We start from the raw sequence: 26,510 nt of genomic DNA, 5'->3' as shown, positions 1-26,510 counted from the left end.
TACACGCTATGGCGCACGGGGGCAGGCTACGGCTTGCCCCAATGGACCACACAGACGGGTGGTACCGTGCGACCCAAACTTTATAAGGAAGCCATCATGTCAGCACTCCATTCTGCGTTACAAGCCGAGCTGGAAGCCGAACAGTCACCTTATCTGGCTTTTTGTGGCATTGGAAAAAGTTTCCCCGGTGTTCAAGCGCTGGATGATATCAGTTTTACCTGTCAGGCCGGTCAAATCCATGCCCTGATGGGAGAGAATGGCGCGGGGAAATCAACCTTGTTGAAAATTCTCAGCGGTAACTACTCACCGACTCAGGGTGAAATTCACATTAAGGGCAAAGTGGTTAATTTTGCCAATACCACCGATGCGCTTGATGCCGGTGTCGCGATCATTTATCAGGAACTGCATTTGGTGCCGGAAATGACGGTGGCAGAAAATATCTATCTGGGCCAATTACCTACCAAGATGGGCATGGTTGATCGCAAATTATTGCGCTATGAATCCAGTTTGCAGCTCTCACATTTGGGGCTGGACATCTCCCCCGATACCCCACTGAAATATCTCTCCATCGGCCAATGGCAGATGGTCGAAATTGCCAAAGCGCTGGCCCGTAATGCCAAAATCATTGCTTTTGATGAGCCGACCAGTTCGCTCTCTGCCAGAGAGATAGAACAACTGTTCCGGGTGATCCGTGAATTACGCGCCGAAGGGCGGGTCATTTTGTATGTATCACACCGGATGGAAGAAATCTTTGCACTGAGTGATGCCATTACGGTGTTTAAAGATGGCCGGTATGTGCGCACGTTTGACGATATGACCCAGGTGAATAACGACTCGCTGGTACAAGCCATGGTTGGGCGCAATTTGGGTGATATTTATGGTTATCAGCCGCGTGAAATAGGGCCAGAGCGTCTTACATTGCAAGAGGTGAAGGCGATTGGGGTGAAATCGCCAATAAGTCTGACCGTCCATCAAGGGGAGATTGTTGGCCTGTTTGGTTTGGTGGGGGCGGGGCGCAGTGAATTACTGAAAGGGTTGTTTGGTGGCACCAGGCTTAGCAGTGGTCAGGTTTTGCTGGATGGCAAGCCACTGACGATTCGTTCACCCATCGATGCCATCACCGCCGGGATCATGTTATGCCCGGAAGACCGTAAAGCAGATGGCATTATTCCGGTTCATTCGGTACAGGACAATATCAATATCAGCGCACGGCGCAAAACACTGACGGCTGGCTGTTTGATCAACAACCGCTGGGAGCAGGAGAATGCGGCACTGCGTATTCAGTCTTTGAATATCAAAACACCCAGCCCTCAACAACTGATTATGAATTTGTCCGGCGGCAACCAGCAGAAAGCCATTTTGGGCCGTTGGTTATCCGAAGATATGAAAGTGATCCTGTTGGATGAGCCAACTCGAGGTATCGACGTTGGGGCTAAACATGAAATCTATAACGTGATTTATCAACTGGCGAAACAGGGTATTGCGGTGCTGTTTGCGTCCAGTGATTTGCCAGAAGTTCTTGGGCTGGCTGACCGAATCGTGGTGATGCGGGAAGGGGCAATCTCTGGTGAGTTAGACCACGGTTCTGCCACTGAAGAACAGGCGTTAAGTCTGGCGATGCTACGCACCCCGAATATTGCTACTGATGCCGCGCCTGCGGTTGCTTGATTGTGAAGGAGTTATCCATGTCCAGCGTTACTTTGAGTTCTGATAAGAAGAACCCGGCATCAACTGAGTTAAAAGGTGGAGCACACAATAGTCAGTCGCAACCACCACAAGATACACCCGCTAAAAGTGGACTAGGACTATCCCGTATTTGGGATAGCTATGGGATGTTGGTAGTTTTCGCGGTGGTATTTATTGGTTGTGTGATATTTGTGCCTAACTTTGGCTCCTTTATCAATATGAAAGGGTTGGGGTTGGCTATCTCGATGTCGGGGATGGTGGCCTGTGGCATGCTGTTTTGTCTGGCATCCGGCGATTTTGACTTATCCGTCGCCTCAGTCATTGCCTGTGCGGGGGTAACGACGGCAGTTGTTATCAATATGACCGAAAATATGTGGCTGGGGGTAGGCGCCGGTTTGTTACTGGGCGCGCTATGCGGGCTGATCAATGGTTTTGTGATTGCCAGATTGAAAATTAACGCCTTGATCACCACGTTGGCGACGATGCAGATTGTTCGCGGCCTGGCCTATATCATCTCTGATGGTAAAGCGGTGGGTATCGAGGATGAGCGTTTCTTCGCATTGGGTTATACCAATTGGCTCGGTTTGCCTGCTCCTATCTGGATTACTATTGCCTGTCTGGCCTTGTTTGGCTTCTTGTTAAACAAAACTACCTTTGGCCGCAATACCCTGGCTATCGGGGGCAACGAAGATGCGGCGCGCCTGGCGGGGGTGCCGGTAGTTCGCACTAAAATCATCATTTTTGTCTTATCGGGTTTGGTATCGGCGGCGGCTGGGATCATTTTGGCATCACGGATGACCAGTGGTCAGCCAATGACGTCGATTGGTTATGAGCTGATTGTTATCTCGGCCTGTGTGCTGGGGGGCGTGTCACTGAAAGGTGGGATTGGTAAGATTTCCTATGTTATCGCTGGTATCTTGATTCTGGGGACAGTGGAAAATGCCATGAACCTACTCAATATCTCTCCGTTCTCCCAATATGTGGTCCGTGGTTTGATCCTGCTGGCAGCGGTTATCTTCGACCGTTACAAACAGTTGGCTAAACGGACGGTATAAGTTGCACGGTGACAGAAAAGTCCATAAAAAGCCTATCTGGCTCACAGTTCTGTAATCACTATCGGGCAGCGTGAATTCTGCCCGATAAACTGAAATAAGCACATGTGTTTGCACGCCAATCAGATCAGGACTCCAAGGAGGCTAAATGTACCATCGAATGGTTCAGGAACCGCAACCCAATCCCTTGTTACCCGGCTATACCTTTAATGCCTATCTGGTAGCAGGATTAACCCCGATTCTGGCCGATGGACCACTCGATTTTTTTATCGATAGGCCAGGCGGCATGAAGGGCTATATCCTGAATCTGACCATTAAGGGGCAAGGTAAGATTTTTGACGGTGAGAATACCTTTTACAGCAATCCAGGTGATTTGCTGCTCTTTCCCCCTAAGGCATCACACTATTATGGTCGCTCACCGAACAGTGATTGTTGGTATCACCGTTGGGTCTATTTCCGGCCACGGGCATACTGGGCGGACTGGTTGGAGTGGCATAGCAAAACGCATGAAGTTGGGCGGTTATCTTTGCCTAACAACAACTTATTACTGGAATTTGATCGCCTGTTTGCCAATATTGAACAGACGCAAAAATCAGGACGGCGTTTTGGCGAAGAGTTGGGTATGAATCTACTTGAGCGCTTACTGCTGCGCGCAATGGAAGAAGATCCTCTTAGTCCACAACGCATTATGGACCCTCGAGTGATTGAAGCGTGCCAGTTTATTACCGGCAATTTGGCCGGTGAGCTGCGTATTGACGAAGTTGCACGTCATGTTTGCCTGTCTCCGTCACGTCTGGCACATCTGTTTCGTGAACAAGTTGGTATCAATATATTGCGTTGGCGTGAAGACCAGCGGGTTATTCGGGCTAAGTTATTACTGCAAACCACGCAAGAACCGATTGCCACTATTGGTCGCGTGGTGGGTTACGACGATCAACTCTATTTCTCCCGCGTTTTTCGTAAGCGTGTTGGTGTTAGCCCCAGTGATTTCAGGCGTCGTAGCATTGAAACCAATTACCCGCAACGCAGCCTCCGACAGCCAGAATGGCGGGATAATGCTGAGGCCATAGTGCGAATTTAGTCTCGCCACTGACATTCAGCCAAAAATTACCTCTTGTCGCGGGAATCATCATGGTGTCAAATCGATTGATCGACTGATATCAATTGGCAAATATGCTGCGCGAGAGGAAATATAATGGCTGAAAAAATCAAAGTGGGTTTACTGGGCTATGGTTATGCCAGCAAAACGTTCCATGCGCCGCTGATTATAGGCACTCCGGGGCTAGAGCTGGCAGGGGTTTCCAGTAGTGATGCCAGTAAAGTACATGCTGACTGGCCGACAATGACGGTGGTTTCTGACCCCCAAACGTTATTTGATGATCCTTCAATCGATCTTATCGTGATTCCAACCCCGAATGACACTCACTTCCCGCTGGCTCAGCAAGCACTGGCTGCCGGTAAACATGTGGTGGTGGATAAACCGTTTACCGTGACACTGTCACAAGCAAATGAATTGAAGAAACAAGCAGATGAGGCCCACTTATTGCTTTCAGTGTTCCATAATCGCCGTTGGGACAGTGATTTCCTGACGCTGAAAACACTGCTGGCTGAAGGCTCACTGGGGAATGTTGTCTATTTCGAATCTCATTTTGACCGCTATCGCCCGGAGATCCGCCAGCGTTGGCGTGAACAAGCCGGTGCGGGCAGTGGCATTTGGTACGATTTAGGCCCACATCTGTTGGATCAGGCGCTACAACTGTTTGGTTTGCCACAGACGCTAAATGTTGATTTAGGGATGCTGCGCCCCGGTGCGCAATCTGTTGATTATTTCCACGCGGTTCTTAGTTATCCGGGGCAACGGGTAGTGTTACACGGTACGGTGTTAGCCGCAGCAGAAACTGCTCGTTATATCGTGCACGGCATGCAGGGGAGTTACATTAAATTTGGTCTGGACCCACAAGAGGACAGGCTGAAAGCGGGTGAACGTTTGCCACAGGCAGATTGGGGCTACGATATGCGCGATGGAGTAGTGACACTGTCACATGATGGCATCCTCGCTGAGAAACCACTACTGACGTTGCCGGGTAATTATCCTGCTTATTATGCGGGGATCCGTGATGCCATTTTAGGTACTGCTGCCAACCCAGTACCCGCCTCGGAAGCGATAAAAGTAATGGAATTAATTGAACTGGGCATTGCCTCTGATCAACAGAAAAAAACGCTGCCGGTATCGCCAGCAAGTTGATTTTGCAGCCAAATACGCTTATTTGATAGAAACGATAGCCAAAGTCACTGGCGTTGTAGGTAGGCTGCCAGCAGATTTGAACACTACTGGCAGCGGTCTCACCGAGGCAAGGCCTAAGGATGGGCTGCACAACGCAAACAGCTACCCCCTCTGCAACGTCAAGAACCAAGGTTATATTGAAGGAATACAGTGGCATGTCATGGTTACAACGCTTACGGATAGATAAATTTTTATTAGTGCTGATTCTGGTCGTTATTATTGCTTCTATTTTCCCTTGTGAAGGGGAAGTTAAGGTGTGGTTCGAACACCTGACGACCGCGGCCATTGCATTATTATTCTTTATGCACGGTGCCAAGTTATCCCGCGCCGCCATAGTTTCAGGCATGGGGCATTGGAAACTGCATCTGGTGGTGTTTCTCAGCACCTTTGCCTTATTCCCGCTGTTAGGGTTGGGAATGAATGTGTTGGTACCTGGCGTGTTAACACCAACACTGTATCTGGGTTTCCTCTATTTGTGCGCGTTACCTGCCACGGTTCAGTCAGCTATTGCCTATACCTCCGTCGCGGGAGGTAACGTGGCGGCGGCAATTTGTAGCGCCTCGGCATCCAGTATTTTGGGGGTTTTCCTGTCACCGCTGCTGGTGGGCATGTTGATGCATACCCAAGGGGGTGATACCGACACGTTGCATGCGATAGGTTCTATTATCATGCAACTGATGGTGCCATTCATTGTTGGGCATTTATCGCGCCCACTGATAGCTAAATGGGTTGAGCGCCATAAAAAACTGGTTAATATCACTGACCGGTCATCTATTCTATTAGTGGTGTATGTCGCGTTCAGTGAAGCCGTGGTGCAGGGGATTTGGCATCAAATTGATGGTTGGTCACTGCTGGCAATTCTGGTCTGTTCGATGGTGCTATTGACACTGGTATTAGTCATTAACACCATGGCAGCCCGCTGGCTGGGCTTCAATACTGCCGATGAAATCACCATTGTGTTTTGCGGATCGAAGAAGAGCCTCGCCAATGGTATCCCGATGGCTAACGTGTTGTTTCCCGCCTCAGTAGTCGGTGTGATGGTATTACCCTTGATGATATTCCATCAGGTTCAATTGATGGTATGTGCCGTCCTGGCACAGCGTTACGCGAAACGCGTCGCCAGAGAGCATGCCGAGGCGACTGAATCTTTGGCGACGGCGGCGCGGGCAGAAACTAAGTAGCCGGTTGCGATCTGCAATAAAAAACGCCGCTACTTCTATGAAATACCGGCGTTTTTAGTTAATCCCTGACCGATTTAGCCACGGATTTTGTCGCGCAGTGCCTGTTTTTCCTGCTCGGTGATAAATGCCATCGTCAGGCCATTTTGTTGTGCCTGGCGGATTTCTTGCGCTGTTAGGCCTGCAGCAGGTGCGGCAATGTGATATTCATTAGCAATTTCAATCCCTTGTACCGCCGGGTCATCGGTGTTGATCGATGCCATTACGCCATGGCGCAGGAAGGTTGCCAGCGGGTGAGTAGCTAACGAAGAGACGGTACTGGTCTGAATATTAGAGGTCAGGCAGGATTCGATCCCAATGTTGTGTTCAGCCAAATAATCCATCAATTTGCTATCTTCAATGGCTTTCACACCGTGACCAATACGTTCAGCACCTAACTCACGGATAGCTTGCCAGATACTTTCTGGGCCAGCGGCTTCACCGGCATGGACGGTAATACGCAGGCCCGCATCGCGTGCGCGATTAAAGTGACTGCGGAACAAACCGCCAGGGAAGCCCAGTTCGTCACCGGCCAGATCCAACGCAGTAATCCCCTCGCGATGTGCCAGTAAACCATCAAGTTCTTGCAAACAAGCTTGTTCACCAAAAGTGCGGCTGAGGATCCCAATCAGGCGGATATCAATATCAAAATCACGACAACCGGACTGCACCCCATCAATGACGGCCTCGACCACACCGGCGACCGGCAATTGGTGTTTCATTGCCATATAGAAGGGTGAAAAACGCAGTTCGGCATAATGCAAACCGGCATTAGCGGCATCTTCGACATTCTCGTAGGCCACACGGCGGCAAGCATCAAGTGAGGCCAACACCGCAACCCCCCAATCCAGCTTTTGCAGGAAGCTGACTAGATCTGGCTCAGTTTTAGTGATTTGCACATGCGGGCGCAGTTCGGCTAGTTCATCAGCCGGCAGGGCCAGATTAAATTGGCGACCCAGGTCCAAAATAGTTTGCGCACGGATATTGCCATCAAGGTGGCGGTGAATGTCGGTCAGGGGGAGGCGGGGATCAATCATGCTGTGCACTCACTTTTTATCAGAAGTAGATTCTTGTAGGTAAAGTGCAGAACATTATAAAAACAAATGAATGAAAATATCCACTGCGTTGCATAAAAAAGTGACATAAATCACGAATTGGCATGGGCGGACAATATCGCCCGCCCATGACGCCGGCTTTAATTTCAACTATTTATTGCGATTCAACTGCGACCAATCTTTTCTCGGTTCGCACTACCAGCAGATAAGTGAGGATAAATGACAGGCCGAGCGACAAGGTGACACCTAATAGGATGTAGATAAAGTAAGGGCCAATATAGGCCGGTAAGCTGAATATACTTGATAAAATATAGCCGTACAGCCTTACGCCGAAAAAGGCGATAAATGCAGAGGCAATCGAGCTGCTTATCGTCGTGGCAATAAAGGCTTTTTTGTATTTGGTTAGCACCCCAAACAGTGCGGGTTCTGTAATGCCCAATAAGCCAGAAACGGCGGCAGACAGCACCACGGTTTTTTCTTGCCGGGTTTTGACATGGAAATAGATAGCAAATGTTGAACCCGCAATGGCCATGTTTGCCATAAACATCATTGGCATTAACATATCAAAACCTTTGTCGGTAAAGTTTTGCAATGCAATGGGGGTCATGGCGTGATGCATTCCGGTAAGAATAGCAATCGGGCGAATGGCACCGACGATAAAACCAGCAAATACCGATGAGATATCAAATAATCCCTGAATACCGAATGCCAGCAGTTTGCCTAAATAAATGCCGGCCGGGCCGATAAACGTCAATGAAACCAATGCGGTGATAAAAAGGGTTAGTGTCGGGGTAAATACTGTTTTCAGCACATCGGGCATAATTTTATCGACCCAACGGTGAATATAACTCAGCGCCAGAATTGAGAAAATAACGGGGATAACACTGGCAGAATAGTTAAATACCGATACCGGCACGATATCCATAAAATAGATGACACTCACCGCGCCCGGGGTATGAGTGGCCAGCGCTTTGGCGGCATCAATGAGTGTGGGATACATCAGGCAGGCTGCCACCGCCGCTGCCAGATATTCATTAGTTTTAAATATCTTAGCCGCAGAAACGGCAAGGAAGAACGGCAGGAAATAGAATACCCCGCTGGCAATTAAATCGATAATCATCACGGTGTCGCTTTTGGCTGAGATGATTTTTAAGGCGATCAACCCTGCCAGTAAGCCTTTAATCATCCCCGCCCCGGCAATCGCCGGAACGATAGGGCCGAATACCCCAGAAACGGTATCCATAAACAGTGAAACCAGACTTTTCCGTGCTTTAGGTGTTATTGCCGTAGTCGCGCTTGAGGGAACATTCTCATCAGGTGACATATTATCAACAATATCTTGATACCAGGCATTTACCTGTGGGCCGATAATGATTTGTACTTGATCACTTTGATTTTGCGCACCTAATACACCGGGTAATTGTTTGATTTTCTGCCATTCGACTTTACTATCATCAATTAAATCAAAACGCAGCCGTGTCATACAATGCCAGACTTTATTTATATTATCCTGACCACCGACCAGTTTAATTATTAACTGACATACCTCAGTCCTTCCCATAAAACCCTCGCACCTGAGCCATTATTTTTATTCACTGTGAATGATAATAAGTTTACTGAAAGTTAAAAACAAACCAATAAATCATGGGTTACATCACATTATTCGATGGTTAGGGTGTTCTTAGATGCTTTTTCTATTAATTGGTATGGTTTTTTGCGGTAATTTGCGTAATTCACGAACCAAAAAAAACATTTAAATTTTAGGTTTACAAGGTCAGTGTAAATAAGGTGAAATTAGCGAATACGTCATACGAATTTATTTATTCATGCATCATTGGTTGCCACGTTGAAGAGTCGCAATCTGAGTGTTGTAAAGGAGCATTGCATGCAACCCACGTTGATAACTGGCATTGAATGTCAGATAACCCGGCCCGATCGCCATAATTTAGTTGTGGTTAAGATTGAAACTAATAAAGGGATTGTTGGCCTGGGTTGCGCCACATTTCAGCAGCGCCCCCTTGCCGTTAAAGTGATGGTGGATGAATATCTCCGGCCACTATTACTGGGGCGTGACGCTAATAATATTGAAGATTTGTGGCAGATGATGATGGTCAATGCCTATTGGCGAAATGGGCCGGTGATCAATAACGCGATTGCCGGGATTGATATGGCATTATGGGATATTAAAGGCAAGCTGGCGGATATGCCGCTCTACCAACTGTTTGGTGGCAAATCTAAAGATGCCATTGCCACCTATAGTCATGCCGCCAGTGACTCACTGGATGGGTTGTATGTTGAGGTGGATAACTTGCTGGCGCAAGGTTATCGGCATATCCGCTGCCAGTTGGGGTTCTATGGGGGGAATGCTCAGGATCTGCATGCGACCCGCCAGCCAACAATCGGCGCATACTACGATCAAGACCAATATATGGATAACACGTTGGCGATGTTTAAAGCGCTACGCGAAAAATACGGCAATCAATTCCATATTTTACATGATGTGCATGAGCGCTTATTCCCACAACAAGCGGTTCAATTCGCCAAGCAGTTAGAAGCTTATCGCCCTTATTATATTGAAGATATTTTGCCGCCGAATCAGAACGAATGGCTGGAACAGATCCGTAATCAAACCGCGGTACCACTTGCTACGGGTGAATTATTTAACAATCCGGCAGAGTGGAAAGACTTGATAATCAATCGCCGGATCGACTTCCTGCGTTGTCATGTATCACAGATTGGCGGAATTACCCCGGCATTAAAACTTGGCAGCTTCTGTCAGAGTTTTGGGGTTCGCCTGGCATGGCATTGCCCGCCAGATATGACACCGATTGGTGCTGCGGTTAACACCCATTTAAATATCTATTTGCACAATGCAGCAATTCAGGAGTTCGTGGCCTATCCGGCGAATACCCTGAGTGTATTTCCGGGCGCCGTTCAGCCGACAGAAGGCTATTTGTATCCAATTGAACAGGCGGGGATAGGTGTTGATTTTGATACTCGTTTAGCCGATGAATTCCCGGTTGTTTATCGGCCTCATGAATGGACACAAAGCCGTTTGCCTAACGGAACAATTCATACACCATAGTGGGTCTGAGCTGATTCAGCTCTGGCGGAACTTCAGGTTATCCTGATTAAACGGAATAATATAGGTGCAGGAATAGTCGATATCCACGATATCACTGAATGTGTATACGCGGCCATCCTGCAAAATGCCTCGGTTCAGGATATGCATGGCGGCAATACCTTTTTTGCATCCAAGCAGTTCAGCTTGTTCTTTATTGATATTAATCGCCTGATAATGGGTTAATGCATGGGACAGGCGATAGCCTTTGCTGAGAATATATTGCTGTATCGAGCTTTCAATGACTTTTTGGTTCAAATCAGGGAAAGCGGAGACTGGCATGCGCGAATTTTCGATTTGAACCTTACGATTATCAATGTAACGCAAACGTGAGAATGCCCAGATAAAATCATCCGCGCTAAGGTTAAAGATCTGTTGTTCTTCATTATCAGGGCGGCGTTTATGCAGATTAATTAAACGAAAACTGATTTGGTTAAATTTCTTTTCGGTAATTGAATTGTATACCAGTGGGTTATTACCCACGCCGGGATTAATGAAGATCCCAGCACCTTGCACCATATGCACGGCACCAATGGCTGCCAGCTTCTCTAACGCTTTGCGTATGGTAAAACGTGACACGCCATATTCCTCTGCTAACTGGCGTTCCGGCGGCAATTTCTCAGGTAATTTCTCGCCAGACTGATACATTTTACTCAGCAAGTCCTGAGCAATAAATTCTTTCTTTTTCATTTGGTTGTCCAGCACAGATAAACCTAGCCGCGTGATAGTAGTATATCGATTATTGACGTTATCGGCAGCGGGAAAGATGAGATGGGGAGGGGGAGAAACGCCACTCAAGGCATCAAGTGGCGTAATACACGATGCTGTTTTACTTAACTGCCGTTATTGCCCTGCAAAAAACGAATAGCGTTAATCAGCTTATCCATACCGGCTTCGACCTTGCTGCGGGAACAGCCTACATTCAGACGTAAAAAGCCACGCCCCTCTTCGCCATAGGTAAAACCGGGCATAATGGCGACTTTCTCTTTCTCAATCAGCACCTCTTGCAACTGATGGTCATCAATGTTCAAGGGGCGTAGGTCTATCCATGCCAGATAGGTTGCTTGCGGTGGCTGCCAGTTTAATGCCGGGAACGCCACATTAAGGCGCTGTGCCACATAAACCAGATTGGCTTGCAAATAACTGCGTAGCTCATCCAACCATGGTTGCGCCTGCTGGTAAGCCGCAATGTGCGCCACAATGGCCAGTACCGCCGGAGAGGATAGTCCATCACGGCCTTTCAACATTTGAGTGTAGATATCACGGGTTTCACTGTCACTGATAAAACCGTATGCACCGGTTAAGGCGGGGATATTGAATGTTTTGGAACCCGAGGTCAGCAGCGCCCACGGAGTCTGACCTACCTCACTCCAAGGGGTATGCACCTGATTGCCCCAGGTCATATCCATATGGATCTCATCGCTGATAACGCGGACCTGATGGCGTTCACACAGTTCGGCCATTTGCGCCAGCTCCTGTGGTGTCCAGACTTTCCCTGTTGGATTATGCGGACTACACAACAGCAGCACTTTCGTCTGTGGCCGCGCCAACAGTGCCTCCAGATGTGCCATATCACATTGCCACTGGTTATCTACTTTGTGCAGCGGGCAGCTAAGTAGCTGGCGCTGATTACCGAGAATGACTTTATAGAAGGCGTCATAGGCAGGGGTGTGGGTAACGACGAAATCACCGGGCGCAGACCAACAGCGGATTAGCTGAGCGACCATATAGATAACTGACGGGCCGTAGACCGCCATTGAGGTATCGATATGGCAATGAAACCGTTGCAGATACCAATGACGAATTGCACCAAGGAAATCTTCATGCTGCCAGCGGCTATAGCCCAACACACCGTGGGCTATCCGCTGATTCAGCGCTTGCAGAATCACCGGTGCGGTAGGGAAGTCCATATCAGAAATGGTAAAAGGCAACAGGTCAGCAGCACCAAAACGGTCGGCAATATAATCCCATTGGGTACACCAAGTGCCGTGACGATCGACAGGCGTGGAGAAATCAAACATCAGCATCTCGCTTATCAAATATACCCTTGGTCCTTGAAGTTGCGGGGAGTTTCGGCACCTGTTACTCGGCCCATCCCTGGACCTCAGGCGAGGCCGCTGCAAATCACGCTCAAATCGATTCCCGACCGATTTTTCATTTGCTGTGGCCTACCTGCAACGCCAATAACCTTGGGTATAATTTTTCATGTAACTGGTATTTAGGTAACGGCGCTTAGCGAATTACCGTCCTAAGGCGTCGCAAACTGAGTACTGCTTATCAGTGAGTCTAATTCATCTTTCACCGATTGCACTTGTGGACCAATAACAACTTGCAGATTATGGTCATTCAGTTGAATAACGCCAATGGCGCGGTTGGCTTTTAACGCCTCTTTATCCACCAAACTCATATCTTTAACTGACATCCGCAAACGGGTAATACAGTTATCCAGCGAGACAATGTTATCTGCACCACCCAGCGCATGAAGAATAGCAGGGGAGTTATAACCGGATTTACCGGTTGCAGCGCCATAAGTGGCTTTTTCTGCATTGCTGCTAGCGGTGGTTTCGCTTTCGCGGCCTGGTGTTTTGATATTGAAGTGCTGAATAGCAAAACGGAAAATCATGTAGTACGCCACGAACCAGATCCCGGCAACCACTGGCACCCAATACCATTTAGTCGCAGTGCCATGCAGAATACCAAATACCACGAAATCAATGATATTACCGTCGGTATTACCAATGGTGACACCCAGCAACGCCATCACAGTAAAGCCCAAACCGGTCAGGATCGCATGGATCAAATACAGGAACGGTGCTACAAACAGGAACAGGAATTCAATCGGTTCGGTGGTACCGCCAATCACACAAGCCACAACACCGGAAATCAACAACCCTTTAATTTTATGTCGATTTTCAGGCTTGGCACAGTGATACATGGCTAGCGCAGCACCCGGCAGGCCACCGAGGAAGGCGGGCATTTTGCCTTGAGATAGGAAGCGAGTCGCACTTTCTGAGAAGCCGGTGGTGGTTGGACAAGATAACTGAGCCTGGAATATTGTCAGTGCACCACTCACGCTGTGACCACAAACATCCATGGTTCCGCCCGCTTCAGTAAAGCGGATCAATGCCACCAAAATATGGTGCAGGCCAAACGGCAGCAATAGACGTTCGCCACTGCCGAAAATCATCGGCCCGAACATGCCGGCACCGTTAATCAGGCGACCCAGACCGGTGATGCCGGCGGCGAAAAATGGCCAGATCAGCGGGATCAACAACCCCACCAGCCCGAGCACTACCGTCGTCACTATCGGCACAAAGCGAGTACCGCCAAAGAAGGCTAATGCATCAGGTAAGCGAATGGTGTTGAAGCGTTCATGCAGTAAATAAACAATGACCCCGACAATCACCGCCCCCAGAATCCCGGTGTCGATCGACTGAATACCTAAAATATTTTGAATATTATGGGTTTTCAGGACTAATGGATCGGTGGTTGGCAACACACCGCTGGTGGTGAGGTAAAAGTTGGTCGCCAGATTCAGCACGGCAAAGCCGACGAAACCAGAGAAGGCGGCTACACCCTTATTTTCGCGCGCCATACCCAGCGGGATAGCAATGGCAAACATTACGGGCAGGAAACTAAAGGCAAATGAACCCACCTTGCTCATCCAGGTAAATAGTAGCTGGAAGGCAGGATGACCAATTACCGGTAATAGGGTGATGACATCTTTACTGCTGAGTGAACTGCCGATACCCAGCATGATCCCACAGAAGGAGAGCAAGGCGACCGGCAGCATGAAGGTTTTCCCTAAACTCTGGAAAAACTCCCACAGCGTAATTTTTTGTTTTTTTACCGCTGACATAGTGACTCCTGTTTTTCAAAACGCCTGATGTTAAAAATGTCTGCTCTAACCACCGCGCTTCTTAATACGGTGTGTTTATCGATAAATGGCGACTATTTCGCCTCCCTGTCTGGAGGTTAAACAAGATAAAACGTTTAACCCAGATAATATGAGTGATATGTCACAATTACTGATCCTACTTCTGTATTAGAGTAAATCATTAGATTAAACGTTTAACTTGGCTTGTTTATCCGCGGGTATGACCATTAAAAAAATCACAATTACCGATGTGGCTAAGTTTGCCGGCGTCTCAGTGGCGACAGTTTCATTAGCTATAAGTGGCAAAGGGCGTATCTCTGGGGCAACCGCTGACCGGGTCAATCAGGCAATCGAACAGTTAGGTTATGTGCGTAACCGCCAGGCGGCACAATTACGCGGTGGTGAGTCCGGCGTGATTGGCTTGATTGTGCGCGATATCGGCGATCCGTTTTATGCCGCAATGACGGCGGGTTTGAGTGAAGCAATTGAAGCCGAAGGCAAATTGCTGTTTCTGACGCAAAGTGGTCGCGAGGGCAAAGGTCTATTGCGCTGCTTCGATACCCTTATCGCTCAGGGTGTTGACGGCTTGGTCCTCGGCGGGGGAGCTAAACGTGAGATGGGATTGCAGGAGAAGGCGGCAGAGCATGATATCCCATTGATTTGCGCGGCACGGTCGAATGTGTTGGAAGGTGTGGATGTCGTGCGCCCTGATAATATGCAGGCGGCTAAAATGGCCACTGAGTTTTTGATTGGCCGTGGTCACCGGCAAATTGCCTACCTTGGCGGGCACTCGCATTCATTGACGCGGGCAGAGCGCTTGGGAGGCTTCTGCGCCACCTTGGTTCAATATGGCCTGCCATTTCGTTCTGAATGGGTGGTTGAATGTGACGGGCAACAGCAGGCGGCGGCAGATGCGGCAGAAGAGCTGCTACGTTATCACCCCAATGTCAGTGCCATCATTTGTCATCAGGCATCAGTGGCATTGGGGGCTTACTTTGGTATCTTACGCACCGGCCGGACTATTGGTAGTGCTGGTGTAGACACCTATCTGGATCAACAAGTGGCACTGATTGGTTTTGGTGACGTGCCGGCAGCCGAATTAACCGAACCACCACTCACCTTTATCACCAGTTCCGCCAGAGAAATTGGTTACAGTGCCGGGCAGCGGTTACTCCAGCGTATTGCCGGTGTTGACCTGCAACTGCAAAATGTCATATTACCGCCGGTGTTGATCCGCCGAGGGTCTGCTTGATCATGCCTGATCTTGGGGGTTATTCATTAACGCCAAAGCATCGACATCGCCCGCGGTAATCAGATGCAGGTTGCGGCTGATATCTTCTATCGGCCAGTCCCACCAAGCAATAGCCTCGAGTTTAGCTATCGTTACTGGTGGGAAGCGGCTCTTAATCACGGTTGCCGGGTTGCCCCCCACAATGCTATAAGCCGGTACATCACGCGTCACTACCGCTCGTGATGAAATGATGGCACCATTGCCGATGGTCACACCTGGCATGATAAGTACGTCATAACCAATCCAAACATCATTTCCAACGCAGGTATCGCCTTTATAGGGCAGTTCATCCATTGATGGCGTGACGCGCTCCCAACCATTGCCAAAAATATTGAAAGGATAAGTCGAAATACCTGAAATTTTATGATTGGCGCCATTCATGATGAATTGAACCCCGCGTGCCAGCGCGCAGAATTTGCCAATAATCAGTTTGTCACCAATAAACGGGTAGTGATAGAGCACGTTGCGCTCAAAGTTTTCCGAATCTTGTGGATCGTCGTAATAGGTATAATCCCCGATAATAATATTCGGGTTGTTCGTTGTATTTTTGATAAAGCAAACCTGCGGAAAGCCTAGCATAGGGTGCTTGCAGTCGGGGTTGGGGCCGGTCATAAGTTTATCTGTCATTGCAACCTCCTGCGTACTGTTTGGATCCAGAGATAAAAAAACGGAGCCATCAGGCTCCGTTCTATGTGTTATTACTGCGACTTATTGCAACAACTATTGTGCCGGAACCGCAGGTTCTGCTGGGGTTGCTGGCATCTCTTCTGGTGCGCTGCCGGTGTCTTCTTCAGCAGGTGCCCCGCCAAACATACCAAACAGGCCAACAAACTCTTGCAGTGACATTTTCTGGCCATTCAAATTGACCTGATTATCAGCAAAATGGAAGCTGCTGCTGATAACATCATCTTTGGTGGTGGTCAGTTTAAACATCTGGCCCATAGCGGCAATGCCTTGAACCTGTTGTTGTGCCAGCTTCTGAGCTTCTTCCGGGCTGTAGCCTTGCAGGCGTGCGGCCTGGGTCGTCAACTCAGTTGCCATTGGCATCGGGATAGTCAGGGTTGCGTCAACTTTCTTCACTGACTGTGCTAACAGGGGTTCTGCACTTGCTTTAGTCTGCGCCGGATCAACCAAGTCGATATTCAGGGTAAAGGTACTTTCCCCTTTAGCGTTTTTCCAGCTCAGTGGCGCAATGCTCACGGTTGGATTGCCTTTTAACAGCCCTGGAAGATTGGCAATTAACATCTCAGTCATTTGCTCTTGATAGGCAACAGGATCGAGATTTTCACCAGCCTGAACGGCTTTCAGCACTTGTTGATTATACGCGCTGGTAAACTGCTTCAGGTTTTGGCCATCAAGCTTGTCAAAGGCAAAGGCTAATTTACCGGAACCGAAATCATTACCCTGAATTTTTAATGCATCGAGGGTGTAGCTCAGTTTGCCGTTCAGGTCTTTATCCGTTTCACCCAATTGGGTATTAAGGTTAAAGCCAACCAGTGTTGCCATCTCTTTGCCATCAAGACTGAAACCAATTTGCTTGATAGCGACTTGCTGATCACCAATGCTGAGATCAAATTTACCCATTTTGCTGTCACTTTTCAGCGTCAGGCCCTGCACGCTGAATTGTTCCAGTTGGTCCCACTGATTTTTGCTGGTGAAGACGATATTCTCGCTGCTACCACTCATCTTCACATTACGCATATCGCGCGAAACATCGGCATCAATAGTAGCACCAGAGAATTTCATGCTGGTGGTATTTTGCTGATAGTCGATAGGAATAAAGGTAATGGCGGAAGAGGTATCACCGCTGTATGAAATGCGTGAATCCGCAGTAAACGGTGATTGGCCCTTGGTAACATCAAATAGCTTTTTCAATGCAGGGGTATTGGCAAGTTCGGTATGTACCGATGCCATGCTCGGGATCAAATTGAATTTCTTCAACTGCGCGAACGGGAATGGGCCGTGATCGATAGTTTCGATAAAAGCGATTTCATCACCGTCTTTTAACGCTTTTTCACCCACGACACTGCTATCTGCTTGCAGCACATAGCGAACCTGGCTACGGAACAAACCACGTTGGTAATCTGTATAGGCGAGTTTGACACCGGCTTTAGGCAGCAATGTTCTGATCTGCCCGTTTGCGGTGTTAACCAGCTCGCCCATCCGTTGTTCAATCAGTTTGCCGGTATACCATGAGGCTCCAGTCCATGCTGCGCCAAGTACGACAATGACGCTGACAGCCACTAACGATTTTTTCATTGTTCTGTTCATCCTTTTCTAATACACCAAATTCACTATGTTGAACGCGGTAATGAGTTGCTGGTGAAAAACCACCCAAGAGAATGCCTGAAAAACAGTATTCACCAAATTAATATAGGCATAGATTAACCGGACACAAATATTATTGCGACGATAACTATCCTGAAACGGCAAGTGCGAGTTCTGCGTAATAGCAAAACCCCGTCATTGCGACTATAGAATCTATCTATCACGACAGCAAAAAGCCAGTTATTGACAACAAAATGAGTGACTTCGTTCAGTCTGCGTTGTAAACACGCGCAATAGAGCCAATTCCTTGCACTGTAACCGGTGATTCATTCGCCGGGATAAAACAGGATTCGCCTGGTTGTAGTGTTATTTCCTGCTGCTGTTTTTTCAATACCGCCTGACCCTGAATACAAAACACAATTGCCGCACTAGGTTGTGCCAACACTTGAGTCTCGGCCGTTACTGTATGCAGTGAAAAAGCAAAATCCTCAACAGGGATAGGGAAGGCCAGTTCATTGCCTTGCTGTTTTGGCGTGGTCAGCAGAGTATCAGCCGGTTTGGGGATAAATTGCAGATTGGCCATCAGTTCGGGAATATCGATAAACTTGGGTGTCAGGCCCGCGCGTAATACGTTATCGGAGTTTGCCATCACCTCTAGTGCCACGCCGTTGAGGTAGGCGTGCGGTGTTTCAGCATACAGGAACATGGCTTCACCCGGTTGCAGGGTCACGACATTTAGCAATAAGGGGGAGAACAAGCCGCTGTCATCAGGGTAAAAACGCGAGATACTGCGGATGGTATCCCAAGGTTCACCTAACTGGTTATTTAAGGCTGCTTTCAAAATTCCCAGCGCGAGCGTTTTTGGGTCACCAGCCAAACTCAGCAAACTGGCAAACAGAGCCGCTAAGTGTTCAGTATCCGGTTCGCGCAGGAATGTGGCGATATCGGGATGCGCTGCCGCCAAGGGGTGGAGTAATGCCTGAATATCTTCCAGTGTACGGAAACCATTCATAGCCTGAAAGGGTGTTAGCGCATAGACCAGCTCCGGCTTATGGTTGGCATCTTTATAATTTCTTTCGCCAGCATCCAGTGGGATACCCGCCTGATTCTCTTTGGCAAAACCAATTTCGGCGGCGGTTTTACTGGGATGAACCTGAATCGATAACGGTTGTGCCGCACAAAGTACTTTGAACAGGAATGGTAGCTCACCAAAACGGTTGAAAACATCATGGCCCAGATTAGCATCGGGATCTTGTTCGATCACATCACGCAATGAATGCCACTGGCCGTTAGCATCTGCCACCTGTGAGCTGCTCTTCGGATGCGCACCCATCCACAGTTCAGCCATCGGTTTCCCCTGTGGATTTGCTATGCCATAAAGCTGAGTGAGGGCGTCAGTACTGCCCCAAGCGTAGTTTTGCACTGCATTCTTCATCTTTTGCATATTTACATTCTGCCGTTTGTTAAGGGCCAAATTAAGGGTTACACACAAATCAGTTATTTTATATGACTAATCGCGCCTGGCCCTGCCGCCCAATAAAATTGTCCCTTAGTAAACAATGGCGCTACGGGGGTTGCAAGTAGTAATCGGAGGGTGGGGGGCCAATTGAACGAAAACGGGCACTACCGCCGTTTAATGTCGCGAAGAGGGCGTAACATCGACGCCCCTATTTAGGAAAGTGAGAAAACCGCTAAGGTAAATACGGCGAAAATCACCGAGCAAAAGATAGCGCTTGCCCTTGCCATCCAGTGGTACGCAGGAATTGTTCCCAGGTTAAACTGGCCGGATTTACTTGTCGGCTCCAAAGCAGATCTCGCTCTTTACGGAAGTAACCGTACTCTACCGTATACTCAGCCATACCGATTACCTCATCCACTAATCCCCCAATGCTGGAAAATGTGGGGAAGTGTTGACATAGCTCCTCACGTGTAAACGCCGAGCTGTAGCGGGCTTTTTTCCCCGTGACACGGCTAAACGTTTCAACCATCTCTTTGGGTGAAATGATCTCCCCGATAACAGGCAAAGATTGGCCCGCGTACAGGTCCTTATCATCAAAAATCGCTAACACCGCTGGGCCGGTCGCTGTCAATGGGTCGACAAAAGGTGCGCAAAAATCTTCAGGTAGATAGAGAGGAAAGACTAAAGTATCTCCTTCCATTCGTGGCTGATAGAACTCAAGTAGATTAGTGTAAAAAAACGCCATGTAGATAAATGAACTGGTGACGGGCAGTGTACGAATGTAGCTCTCAACCCGGCTCTTATCGGTAAAGTGTGGCACCCACTTTTTCCCTTCGGTAATCTTTTCTACGTTTTCCAGACTAGAGAATACAATATGTTTTACCCCCGCTTCGACGGCGGCATCTGCTATTTGTTTACCTAACGCTGTTTCGTGTGTTTCCGCGTGGCTTGCCTGCGGCGTGATAGCGGGCGTCATCAGAAACGCGCCATATGCCCCTTTAAATGCTTGAACAAACGTCTCTTTATGGCCCAACTCTAGCGGCACTGCCATGAGTTCTGCACCCTGAAGCGCCAGCTCTTGCGCTTCAGGGGAATCTACCCGCCGCGTTAACGCGCGTACTCGGTAGCGCTGACTCTCTAGTAGCGTGCGCACCACACTACGCCCTTGTTTACTCAATGCACCCACCACTGTGATGAGTGGTTTGCTATTCGATAACATCAACTGTCTCCTGATCATCCCTACAACATGAACTTGCATTATGATGACGGCTGAGGGATAAGAGAAATCGATTGTTTTATATTAAGGAATCCACCAAATGGATACCACACGGATAGACCTAAACCTGTTGGTCACCCTGGAAGCTTTGCTTGCTGAACAGAATGTAACGAAGGCCGCAGCGCGACTTAATCTCAGCCAGCCCGCAGTTAGTGCGCAACTGAATCGCTTGAGAGAGGTATTTGACGACCCTTTGCTGGTTCCTGCGCGACGGGGGATGACGCCGACTGCAAAAGCGCTGGAGTTACTTACTCCGCTGCGTGCGTCTTTGGACCAACTGCGCCGCACGCTGCAATCGCACAAGGATTTTTATCCCGAGCGGGCTCAACTGACGGTCACCATTGCTGGTACTGACTACATACAGGCTGCGGTCGTCATGCCGCTGGTTTTGGCCTTACGGCAAAGATCACCGGGGGTCCGCATTGCCGTTCGTCACTATAATCCGAGCCAGTTGGAACAACAGTTGGCCAGTGGCGAGGTTGATATAGCGGTTATTACACAAGGTGCCTATCATGCGCGTCTAAGAGCACGCCATTTGTTCGATGAAACTTATGTACTCATCGGGCGGAAGGACCACCCGGGGCTTAGAGACAAGTTAACAATGGCAGATTTTAGCCAACTAGAGCATGTCATTGTTTCACCTTCTGGGGGCAGCTTCACCACACCAATAGACGATGCTCTGGCGGCATTCGGATTTCAACGTAATGTTGTTATGTCGGCAGCGTCATTCCTTTTTGTTCCTGAGATAGTCGCCACTAGCGACCTTGTTGCTTTAATTCCACGGCGATTGTGGCAAGTGCAGGGGCAGCCGGATCGATTCACGATGGTTGAGGTTGGCTGGCTTGCGGAGCAATTTGATGTCAGCTTAGTTTGGCATGAGCGCAGTCATAGTCATGCTGGCCATGGTTGGATCCGAGATTTGATGGTTGAACTGAGTGGTCACAAGGATGAGTGTGCTAATTAGCGGTGTGTTTTAGCCGCCGGCTCGTTATGAGAATATTGATCACAAAATGATATAAATGCGAATCAATCGCATAAAGGTGACAGCAAATGTGCCATGATAGTTGTCATGTCGCCAGTGAGACTGGTATGACATACCTCAACCGTTCAGTTCTACATGCTAAGGAGACCGTGATGGCGACCACCCGCAGTGAAAAAGACTCTATGGGGCCTATCGATGTACCAGCAAATCAATTATGGGGCGCACAAACCCAGCGTTCACTGGAACATTTCCGTATCTCGCAAGAAAAAATGCCGACGGCACTGATCCATGCTCTGGCACTGACCAAACGGGCAGCGGCGCAGGTCAACATGGATTTAGGGCTACTACCAGCCGAACGGGCAAAGGCCATCATGCGCGCCGCAGATGAAGTTCTGGAAGAGTGTCATCCGAGTGAGTTTCCACTGTCTATCTGGCAAACCGGGTCTGGTACCCAGACCAACATGAATATGAATGAGGTTTTGGCGAACCGTGCCAGTGAGTTGTTAGGTGGCGAGCGCGGAAACAATCGGTTAGTACATCCTAATGATGATGTAAATAAAAGCCAAAGTTCAAATGATGTCTTCCCAACGGCGATGCATGTTGCTGCGGTTATCGGGTTGCGGCAACATTTGTTACCGGAACTCAAAACATTGCAGGAGACTCTGGCACACAAAGCGGACGCCTTTCGCGATATCGTGAAGATTGGACGGACGCATTTGCAAGATGCTACGCCATTGACCTTAGGGCAGGAGATATCAGGCTGGGTGGCGATGCTATCTCACAGCGTGCAGCATATTGAAGCGACTATTCCTCATCTGTGTGAGTTGGCGTTAGGGGGGACGGCGGTAGGAACCGGGCTGAATACGCATCCAGAATATGCCGTGCGAGTAGCCAAAGAGATTGCGGCGCTTACCCATCAACCATTTATCACTGCGCCTAATAAGTTTGAGTCATTAGCGGCTTGTGATGCATTAGTTCATGGTCATGGGGCTTTAAAAGGACTTGCGGCTTCATTGATGAAAATTGCCAACGATGTGCGCTGGTTGTCCTCCGGCCCTCGCTGTGGCATTGGTGAAATCGCGATTCCTGAGAATGAACCGGGCAGTTCAATCATGCCTGGCAAAGTGAATCCGACACAGTGTGAAGCCATGACGATGTTATGCGCACAGGTTATGGGTAACGACGTGGCCATCAATATTGGTGGAGCATCCGGTAATTTTGAGTTGAACGTCTTCCGCCCGTTGGTGATTCATAACTTCCTGCAATCAATTCGTTTGCTGGCCGATGGTATGCGCGGTTTTAATGAACATTGCGCGGTGGGTATTGAGCCAAATCGTGACCGTATAACGCAGTTACTGAATGAGTCTTTGATGTTAGTTACCCCGTTGAATACCCATATTGGTTATGACAAAGCTGCCGAGATTGCCAAAAAGGCCCATAAAGAAGGGCTTACACTCAAAGCTGCCGCCTTGAAATTAGGCTATCTGACCAGTGAACAGTTTGATGAATGGGTCAAACCGGAAGATATGGTTGGCAGTATGAAATAACGGCCAGCCAAACAAACGATTAACGCCGGTCCTTATGACTGGCGTTTTTTACGGATAAAAAACCGGTGTTATCAACCGTCAAACTCAGATCTCCGTTTTCTATACGGCAGCGACTATCAGCAATACAACTTGTCTAAAGGAAACATCGATGGATGAGAACCATAAAGAATTCAGCAGGGAAAGTTTTATCGTTACGACAGACAAATCTCGCTTCGATATTCATGCTATGCACGCATTTTTAACATGCTCTTCCTGGGCTCCAGGAATTGATCTGGAAACGGTCAGACTTTCCGTTAAAAATAGCCTTTGTTTTGGACTGTTTGATGGAAAAAGACAGATTGGGTTTGCCCGTCTGGTCACTGATTATGCCACTTTTGGCTATTTATGTGATGTGTATGTGCTTGAAGAGTACCAGGGATTGGGTTTAGCAAAGTGGCTGGTCGAATGCAGTCAGGCTCATCCGGTTACAACCAGCCTTAGACGGATTATGCTCGTTACGGACACTGCCGCTTTCCTTTATAAAAAGACTGGTTTTCAGGCGATCAATCGTCACGACTTTGTATGGCAGATAAACCGTCCAGATATCTATCTTAAAAAATGTATATGAATTCGTTATGGTTATTGCCCGTACTGGAATTGATCTTGGCAACGCATTATTTATTCAACGTCGATATACAGATGCAGCCTTGGCACCAGTAACCGCAGAGGTTTGGCATCCGGCTTATATTTATGCTTAATTTGGTTGATATCGTAGTCTATTAACTCACCTAACTTAGGCAATTCCGCCGCTGATTGTACCTGGCAAAAAGCAATTAACGGCATAGGGCAGGGGTGCTGCACTTGCTTTTGCTGTTCCTGATACCAAACTCGTGCGATAGGCTGCACTTTTACTGGCCGCTTAATCTTCAGGCGGGTATTTTCAGGTAAACGTTTTACATCATTAATTTCCAAGCTAATTAATTCCATCCACTGTTCGCGGCTAAAAGGCGGCACCGCGCGCCCGGCATTAAGGCTTTTATTCAGTTGAACTAAGATCTCTTCACGGGTGACATTCTTAATTATATGTTTGTTGGCCCAGCCGAAACGCACAGAACTAGGATTGATGAGTGGAGTAATGGTGCGGTAAGTATTTAAGGTAATCAGACCATGCAAATGGGTATGCACAAACTCGAAACGTTGCTCACTCGGTAAGCCAGACTCGACGGTTATGATATGTTCCAACTCATTTTTCAACTGATTAATCTGAGCAATAGTATTTTCACATTCCCCCAGTTGCTTATCACTCACGCTGAAACACAGTACCCCGGGTAAGCGCAGGGCCGCTTTACTGCTCGCATTTTGCCCCTGATGATGAATAAACAACCGCTGGTAATGTTGTAACCCCAGTTCTTTTGCTTTATTACCGACTTTTGCGGTAACGCTGATTTTCTCAATAGGTTGATGTTCGGTACCTTTTTCAATTTCAGGCAGCGAAAATACACGGGCTGCGAGTAGGGGGAGCGCATTAAGTTGCTGGTGGAGATGATCTAATGCAATTTCCAGTGCAGCAAAACTGCCATTCATTCGCTCAATCAAATCATACTTAGCCATTATCTTTTCCAATTAAGCTGATTTTAGTTACAACATACATTGTGTCATATCAGTAAAAACAGCACCATGAAAGCCTGTTGTTAACTTTAATAAAGGGGATATCTATTCGTAATGGCAAAAGATTCAACAGCACGGTTTTTCAGGGTGGATTTACTGGTGGGTTAATATTTATTATCTTGAGTGTCAATTTTACGCCACTTTAACGTAGGAAATAATGTTAATTCAAAAGATAGATCAGACCACACTATCCGGGTGGGTAAAACTCCGTACACAGCTCTGGCCCCATCATGGTGGTGATGCGCATCATCATCATGGTGAAAACATAATTTTTTGTTCTGATAAGCTAATTTCATTTGTTGCTATCGCTGACTCAGGCGATATCGTCGGATTCGCAGATGCTTCACTTCGGCATGATTATGTCAATGGTTGCAATAATACGCCGGTCGTCTTTCTTGAAGGAATATTCGTTGTTGATACATACCGGAGAAAGGGAATTGCTGCACAATTAGTGACTGCCATACAAGCTTGGGGGCGAGTAAAAGGTTGCAACGAATTAGCTTCCGATACCGATACCGATAACATTGCATCACAGAAAATGCATCAGTCATTAGGTTTCCAAGAAACGGAACGCGTGGTGTTCTTTAAAAAAAATATCAGATCTTAGATAGCGGGGCATTAATATCAATACCCCATACAGATAATCAGGATAGGTGCGCTAAAACAATTTTGGTGGCCGCAGCTAAAACGTCACGACGTGGTTCTGCTTCTTTCTTAAGCTGCGTAAAGTAAACCACTAAAACCAGTGGCGCACCTTTCGCCGGCCATAACACCGCGACGTCATTTGTCGTACCATAATCACCACTGCCGGTTTTATCACCAATAACCCAATCAGTCGGCGCACCTGCACGGATAGTTGCCGCTCCCGTGGTATTTCCTTTTAACCACAAGGCTAACTGCTCCCGTTGCGGTGCAGCTAGGGCATCTCCCAGTACCAACTTGTTGACACTGGCTGCCATAGCCGCAGGTGTTGTGGTATCTCGAGGATCATTTGGCAAAGCAGTATTTAACTCAGGTTCCCAACGATCCAGTCTGAATGTCTGATCACCAATACTACGGGCAAACTGGTTAACCGCCTCGAGTCCCCCCAACTGTTTGATTAACAAATTGGCTGCCGTGTTATCACTATACTGAATAGTCGCTGCGCACAGTTCTGCAACCGTCATCCCTTGTGCTAAATGTTTGCGCGTAATCGGTGCATAATCGAGTAAGTCACTTTCACGATAAATAATGTGTTTACTGAGTAGATTTGGCTGAGATTGGCTATGACCCAACACTGCGGCGGCCAACATTAATTTGAAGGTACTACAGAATGGAAAGCGCTGGCCGCCACGATAGTGAACTTTGGTGCCCTTGTCGGTATTGATTAACGCCAATCCTAAACGGCCATTTGACGATTTTTCAAGTTCAGCGAGTTGATTATCTAATGACATTTTCGCCCCAGCCGCCCAGGATGGTAGTGTAAAATTGAGCAATGGCACGGTGAGACCGGCTAATAATAGCGAACGCCGCAACGGTGAATGTTTCATTCCTGAATCTCGCAAGTGGGAAGAAAAATTTGCCTCTAAACACATGGCGCAGATAGGCAAATTGTTAAGAATTTTCATCAGGCAGTTTACAGTAAGTTATATCAAATAGGGGAAGGGAAAAATTTAAACAATGCCGCATATCGAGGAAATTGATGCCGTGTTACATGCCGCAGGCCGCGATAAACAAGGCTAAATGCCATTCAAAGTGACATATTAGCC

At 48.1% G+C, this 26,510-nt stretch carries 22 protein-coding genes; 11 read left to right on the top strand and 11 right to left on the bottom strand.

From position 1 onward, the window contains the following. Positions 1–96 precede the first annotated feature (96 nt). The 5 genes from araG (at position 97) to V2A84_RS07725 (ending at position 6,203) form a co-directional block, all read left to right on the top strand. The gene (gene araG / locus V2A84_RS07745) at positions 97–1,668 is read left to right on the top strand and encodes an L-arabinose ABC transporter ATP-binding protein AraG (RefSeq protein WP_102970411.1); all 1,572 of its coding nucleotides are present in this window, start codon (positions 97–99) and stop codon (positions 1,666–1,668) included. A gap of 17 nt (positions 1,669–1,685) precedes the next feature. Next, complete coding sequence (gene araH / locus V2A84_RS07740; protein ID WP_102970410.1) at positions 1,686–2,741, top strand: L-arabinose ABC transporter permease AraH; 1,056 nt, start codon at positions 1,686–1,688, stop codon at positions 2,739–2,741. Between the two features lie 145 nt (positions 2,742–2,886). Next, positions 2,887–3,819, top strand: coding sequence for an arabinose operon transcriptional regulator AraC (gene araC, locus V2A84_RS07735; RefSeq protein WP_083158871.1), 933 nt, complete (start codon positions 2,887–2,889; stop codon positions 3,817–3,819). Between the two features lie 114 nt (positions 3,820–3,933). Next, complete coding sequence (locus V2A84_RS07730; protein WP_442848685.1) at positions 3,934–4,983, top strand: oxidoreductase; 1,050 nt, start codon at positions 3,934–3,936, stop codon at positions 4,981–4,983. A gap of 194 nt (positions 4,984–5,177) precedes the next feature. After that, positions 5,178–6,203, top strand: coding sequence for a bile acid:sodium symporter family protein (locus V2A84_RS07725; RefSeq protein ID WP_083158869.1), 1,026 nt, complete (start codon positions 5,178–5,180; stop codon positions 6,201–6,203). A 74-nt stretch (positions 6,204–6,277) separates the two neighbouring features. On the opposite strand, the gene add is transcribed toward V2A84_RS07725, so the two are convergent. Next, on the bottom strand, positions 6,278–7,276 hold the full coding sequence (add, locus tag V2A84_RS07720) for an adenosine deaminase (protein ID WP_083158868.1): 999 nt from the start codon (positions 7,274–7,276) through the stop codon (positions 6,278–6,280). A gap of 172 nt (positions 7,277–7,448) precedes the next feature. Next, the gene (locus tag V2A84_RS07715) at positions 7,449–8,855 is read right to left on the bottom strand and encodes a PTS transporter subunit EIIC (protein ID WP_083158867.1); all 1,407 of its coding nucleotides are present in this window, start codon (positions 8,853–8,855) and stop codon (positions 7,449–7,451) included. A gap of 324 nt (positions 8,856–9,179) precedes the next feature. Between V2A84_RS07715 and V2A84_RS07710 the strand changes: the two genes are divergently transcribed. Continuing rightward, positions 9,180–10,379 carry an enolase C-terminal domain-like protein gene (locus V2A84_RS07710; protein WP_083158866.1) on the top strand — a complete coding sequence of 400 codons (1,200 nt, stop codon included), beginning with the start codon at positions 9,180–9,182 and terminating at the stop codon, positions 10,377–10,379. A 15-nt stretch (positions 10,380–10,394) separates the two neighbouring features. Here the strand turns inward: V2A84_RS07710 and V2A84_RS07705 are convergent, their stop codons facing one another. From V2A84_RS07705 to malX, 3 genes are all read right to left on the bottom strand, one after another. After that, positions 10,395–11,105 (bottom strand): GntR family transcriptional regulator, encoded by a 711-nt coding sequence (locus V2A84_RS07705; RefSeq protein ID WP_083158865.1) that lies wholly within the window; start codon positions 11,103–11,105, stop codon positions 10,395–10,397. Between the two features lie 143 nt (positions 11,106–11,248). Then, complete coding sequence (locus V2A84_RS07700; protein ID WP_193784660.1) at positions 11,249–12,436, bottom strand: MalY/PatB family protein; 1,188 nt, start codon at positions 12,434–12,436, stop codon at positions 11,249–11,251. 227 nt (positions 12,437–12,663) lie between these two features. Next, positions 12,664–14,274, bottom strand: coding sequence for a maltose/glucose-specific PTS transporter subunit IIBC (gene malX, locus V2A84_RS07695; protein ID WP_083158863.1), 1,611 nt, complete (start codon positions 14,272–14,274; stop codon positions 12,664–12,666). A 238-nt stretch (positions 14,275–14,512) separates the two neighbouring features. Here malX and malI point away from each other — a divergent pair, with 238 nt between their 5' ends. Next, a complete protein-coding gene (malI, locus tag V2A84_RS07690) occupies positions 14,513–15,544 on the top strand; it encodes a Mal regulon transcriptional regulator MalI (RefSeq protein WP_083158862.1) in 1,032 nt (343 codons plus the stop codon). Here the strand turns inward: malI and vat(F) are convergent, their stop codons facing one another. The 4 genes from vat(F) to V2A84_RS07670 all read right to left on the bottom strand — a co-directional run bounded on the left by vat(F) (position 15,545) and on the right by V2A84_RS07670 (position 20,529). Next, entirely contained in the window at positions 15,545–16,210 is a 666-nt protein-coding gene (gene vat(F) / locus V2A84_RS07685) for a streptogramin A O-acetyltransferase Vat(F) (RefSeq protein WP_083158861.1), read from the bottom strand. A 93-nt stretch (positions 16,211–16,303) separates the two neighbouring features. Beyond that, positions 16,304–17,842, bottom strand: a complete 1,539-nt coding sequence (locus V2A84_RS07680) for a YdgA family protein (protein WP_083158860.1) — start codon at positions 17,840–17,842, stop codon at positions 16,304–16,306. A 277-nt stretch (positions 17,843–18,119) separates the two neighbouring features. Continuing rightward, positions 18,120–19,295, bottom strand: a complete 1,176-nt coding sequence (manA, locus tag V2A84_RS07675; protein WP_083158859.1) for a mannose-6-phosphate isomerase — start codon at positions 19,293–19,295, stop codon at positions 18,120–18,122. A 268-nt stretch (positions 19,296–19,563) separates the two neighbouring features. Next, entirely contained in the window at positions 19,564–20,529 is a 966-nt protein-coding gene (locus tag V2A84_RS07670) for an NmrA/HSCARG family protein (protein ID WP_083158858.1), read from the bottom strand. 97 nt (positions 20,530–20,626) lie between these two features. On the opposite strand from V2A84_RS07670, the gene V2A84_RS07665 reads away from it, so the two are divergent. From V2A84_RS07665 to V2A84_RS07655, 3 genes are all read left to right on the top strand, one after another. Continuing rightward, positions 20,627–21,550 carry a LysR family transcriptional regulator gene (locus V2A84_RS07665; protein WP_083158857.1) on the top strand — a complete coding sequence of 308 codons (924 nt, stop codon included), beginning with the start codon at positions 20,627–20,629 and terminating at the stop codon, positions 21,548–21,550. A 170-nt stretch (positions 21,551–21,720) separates the two neighbouring features. After that, positions 21,721–23,115, top strand: a complete 1,395-nt coding sequence (gene fumC / locus V2A84_RS07660; RefSeq protein ID WP_442848684.1) for a class II fumarate hydratase — start codon at positions 21,721–21,723, stop codon at positions 23,113–23,115. Positions 23,116–23,263: 148 nt separating this feature from the next. Beyond that, a complete protein-coding gene (locus V2A84_RS07655) occupies positions 23,264–23,722 on the top strand; it encodes a GNAT family N-acetyltransferase (RefSeq protein WP_083158855.1) in 459 nt (152 codons plus the stop codon). A gap of 50 nt (positions 23,723–23,772) precedes the next feature. Here V2A84_RS07655 and tus read toward each other — a convergent pair whose 3' ends face one another. Next, complete coding sequence (gene tus / locus V2A84_RS07650; protein ID WP_083158854.1) at positions 23,773–24,705, bottom strand: DNA replication terminus site-binding protein; 933 nt, start codon at positions 24,703–24,705, stop codon at positions 23,773–23,775. A gap of 214 nt (positions 24,706–24,919) precedes the next feature. On the opposite strand from tus, the gene aac(6') reads away from it, so the two are divergent. After that, positions 24,920–25,369 (top strand): aminoglycoside 6'-N-acetyltransferase, encoded by a 450-nt coding sequence (aac(6'), locus tag V2A84_RS07645; RefSeq protein ID WP_442848683.1) that lies wholly within the window; start codon positions 24,920–24,922, stop codon positions 25,367–25,369. Between the two features lie 37 nt (positions 25,370–25,406). Here aac(6') and bla read toward each other — a convergent pair whose 3' ends face one another. Beyond that, positions 25,407–26,291 (bottom strand): class A beta-lactamase, encoded by an 885-nt coding sequence (gene bla / locus V2A84_RS07640; RefSeq protein WP_083158852.1) that lies wholly within the window; start codon positions 26,289–26,291, stop codon positions 25,407–25,409. Positions 26,292–26,510 lie beyond the last annotated feature (219 nt).

This window comes from Yersinia sp. 2553 StPb PI (genome assembly GCF_052217105.1).
GTDB classification, from domain to species: Bacteria; Pseudomonadota; Gammaproteobacteria; order Enterobacterales; family Enterobacteriaceae; genus Yersinia; species Yersinia enterocolitica_E.
Note: the sequence above shows the minus strand (reverse complement) of the source record. Positions and strands in the feature narration are given on the sequence as shown.

Excerpts from the sequence above, each read along its gene's own strand:
- araG (WP_102970411.1), top strand. The coding sequence starts at position 97 with ATGTCAGCACTCCATTCTGCGTTACAAGCCGAGCTGGAAGCCGAACAG.
- araH (WP_102970410.1), top strand. The coding sequence starts at position 1,686 with ATGTCCAGCGTTACTTTGAGTTCTGATAAGAAGAACCCGGCATCAACT.
- araC (WP_083158871.1), top strand. The coding sequence starts at position 2,887 with ATGTACCATCGAATGGTTCAGGAACCGCAACCCAATCCCTTGTTACCC.
- V2A84_RS07730 (WP_442848685.1), top strand. The coding sequence starts at position 3,934 with ATGGCTGAAAAAATCAAAGTGGGTTTACTGGGCTATGGTTATGCCAGC.
- V2A84_RS07725 (WP_083158869.1), top strand. The coding sequence starts at position 5,178 with ATGTCATGGTTACAACGCTTACGGATAGATAAATTTTTATTAGTGCTG.
- add (WP_083158868.1), bottom strand. The coding sequence starts at position 7,276 with ATGATTGATCCCCGCCTCCCCCTGACCGACATTCACCGCCACCTTGAT.
- V2A84_RS07715 (WP_083158867.1), bottom strand. The coding sequence starts at position 8,855 with ATGGGAAGGACTGAGGTATGTCAGTTAATAATTAAACTGGTCGGTGGT.
- V2A84_RS07710 (WP_083158866.1), top strand. The coding sequence starts at position 9,180 with ATGCAACCCACGTTGATAACTGGCATTGAATGTCAGATAACCCGGCCC.
- V2A84_RS07705 (WP_083158865.1), bottom strand. The coding sequence starts at position 11,105 with ATGAAAAAGAAAGAATTTATTGCTCAGGACTTGCTGAGTAAAATGTAT.
- V2A84_RS07700 (WP_193784660.1), bottom strand. The coding sequence starts at position 12,436 with ATGTTTGATTTCTCCACGCCTGTCGATCGTCACGGCACTTGGTGTACC.
- malX (WP_083158863.1), bottom strand. The coding sequence starts at position 14,274 with ATGTCAGCGGTAAAAAAACAAAAAATTACGCTGTGGGAGTTTTTCCAG.
- malI (WP_083158862.1), top strand. The coding sequence starts at position 14,513 with ATGACCATTAAAAAAATCACAATTACCGATGTGGCTAAGTTTGCCGGC.
- V2A84_RS07680 (WP_083158860.1), bottom strand. The coding sequence starts at position 17,842 with ATGAAAAAATCGTTAGTGGCTGTCAGCGTCATTGTCGTACTTGGCGCA.
- manA (WP_083158859.1), bottom strand. The coding sequence starts at position 19,295 with ATGCAAAAGATGAAGAATGCAGTGCAAAACTACGCTTGGGGCAGTACT.
- V2A84_RS07670 (WP_083158858.1), bottom strand. The coding sequence starts at position 20,529 with ATGTTATCGAATAGCAAACCACTCATCACAGTGGTGGGTGCATTGAGT.
- V2A84_RS07665 (WP_083158857.1), top strand. The coding sequence starts at position 20,627 with ATGGATACCACACGGATAGACCTAAACCTGTTGGTCACCCTGGAAGCT.
- fumC (WP_442848684.1), top strand. The coding sequence starts at position 21,721 with ATGGCGACCACCCGCAGTGAAAAAGACTCTATGGGGCCTATCGATGTA.
- V2A84_RS07655 (WP_083158855.1), top strand. The coding sequence starts at position 23,264 with ATGGATGAGAACCATAAAGAATTCAGCAGGGAAAGTTTTATCGTTACG.
- tus (WP_083158854.1), bottom strand. The coding sequence starts at position 24,705 with ATGGCTAAGTATGATTTGATTGAGCGAATGAATGGCAGTTTTGCTGCA.
- bla (WP_083158852.1), bottom strand. The coding sequence starts at position 26,291 with ATGAAACATTCACCGTTGCGGCGTTCGCTATTATTAGCCGGTCTCACC.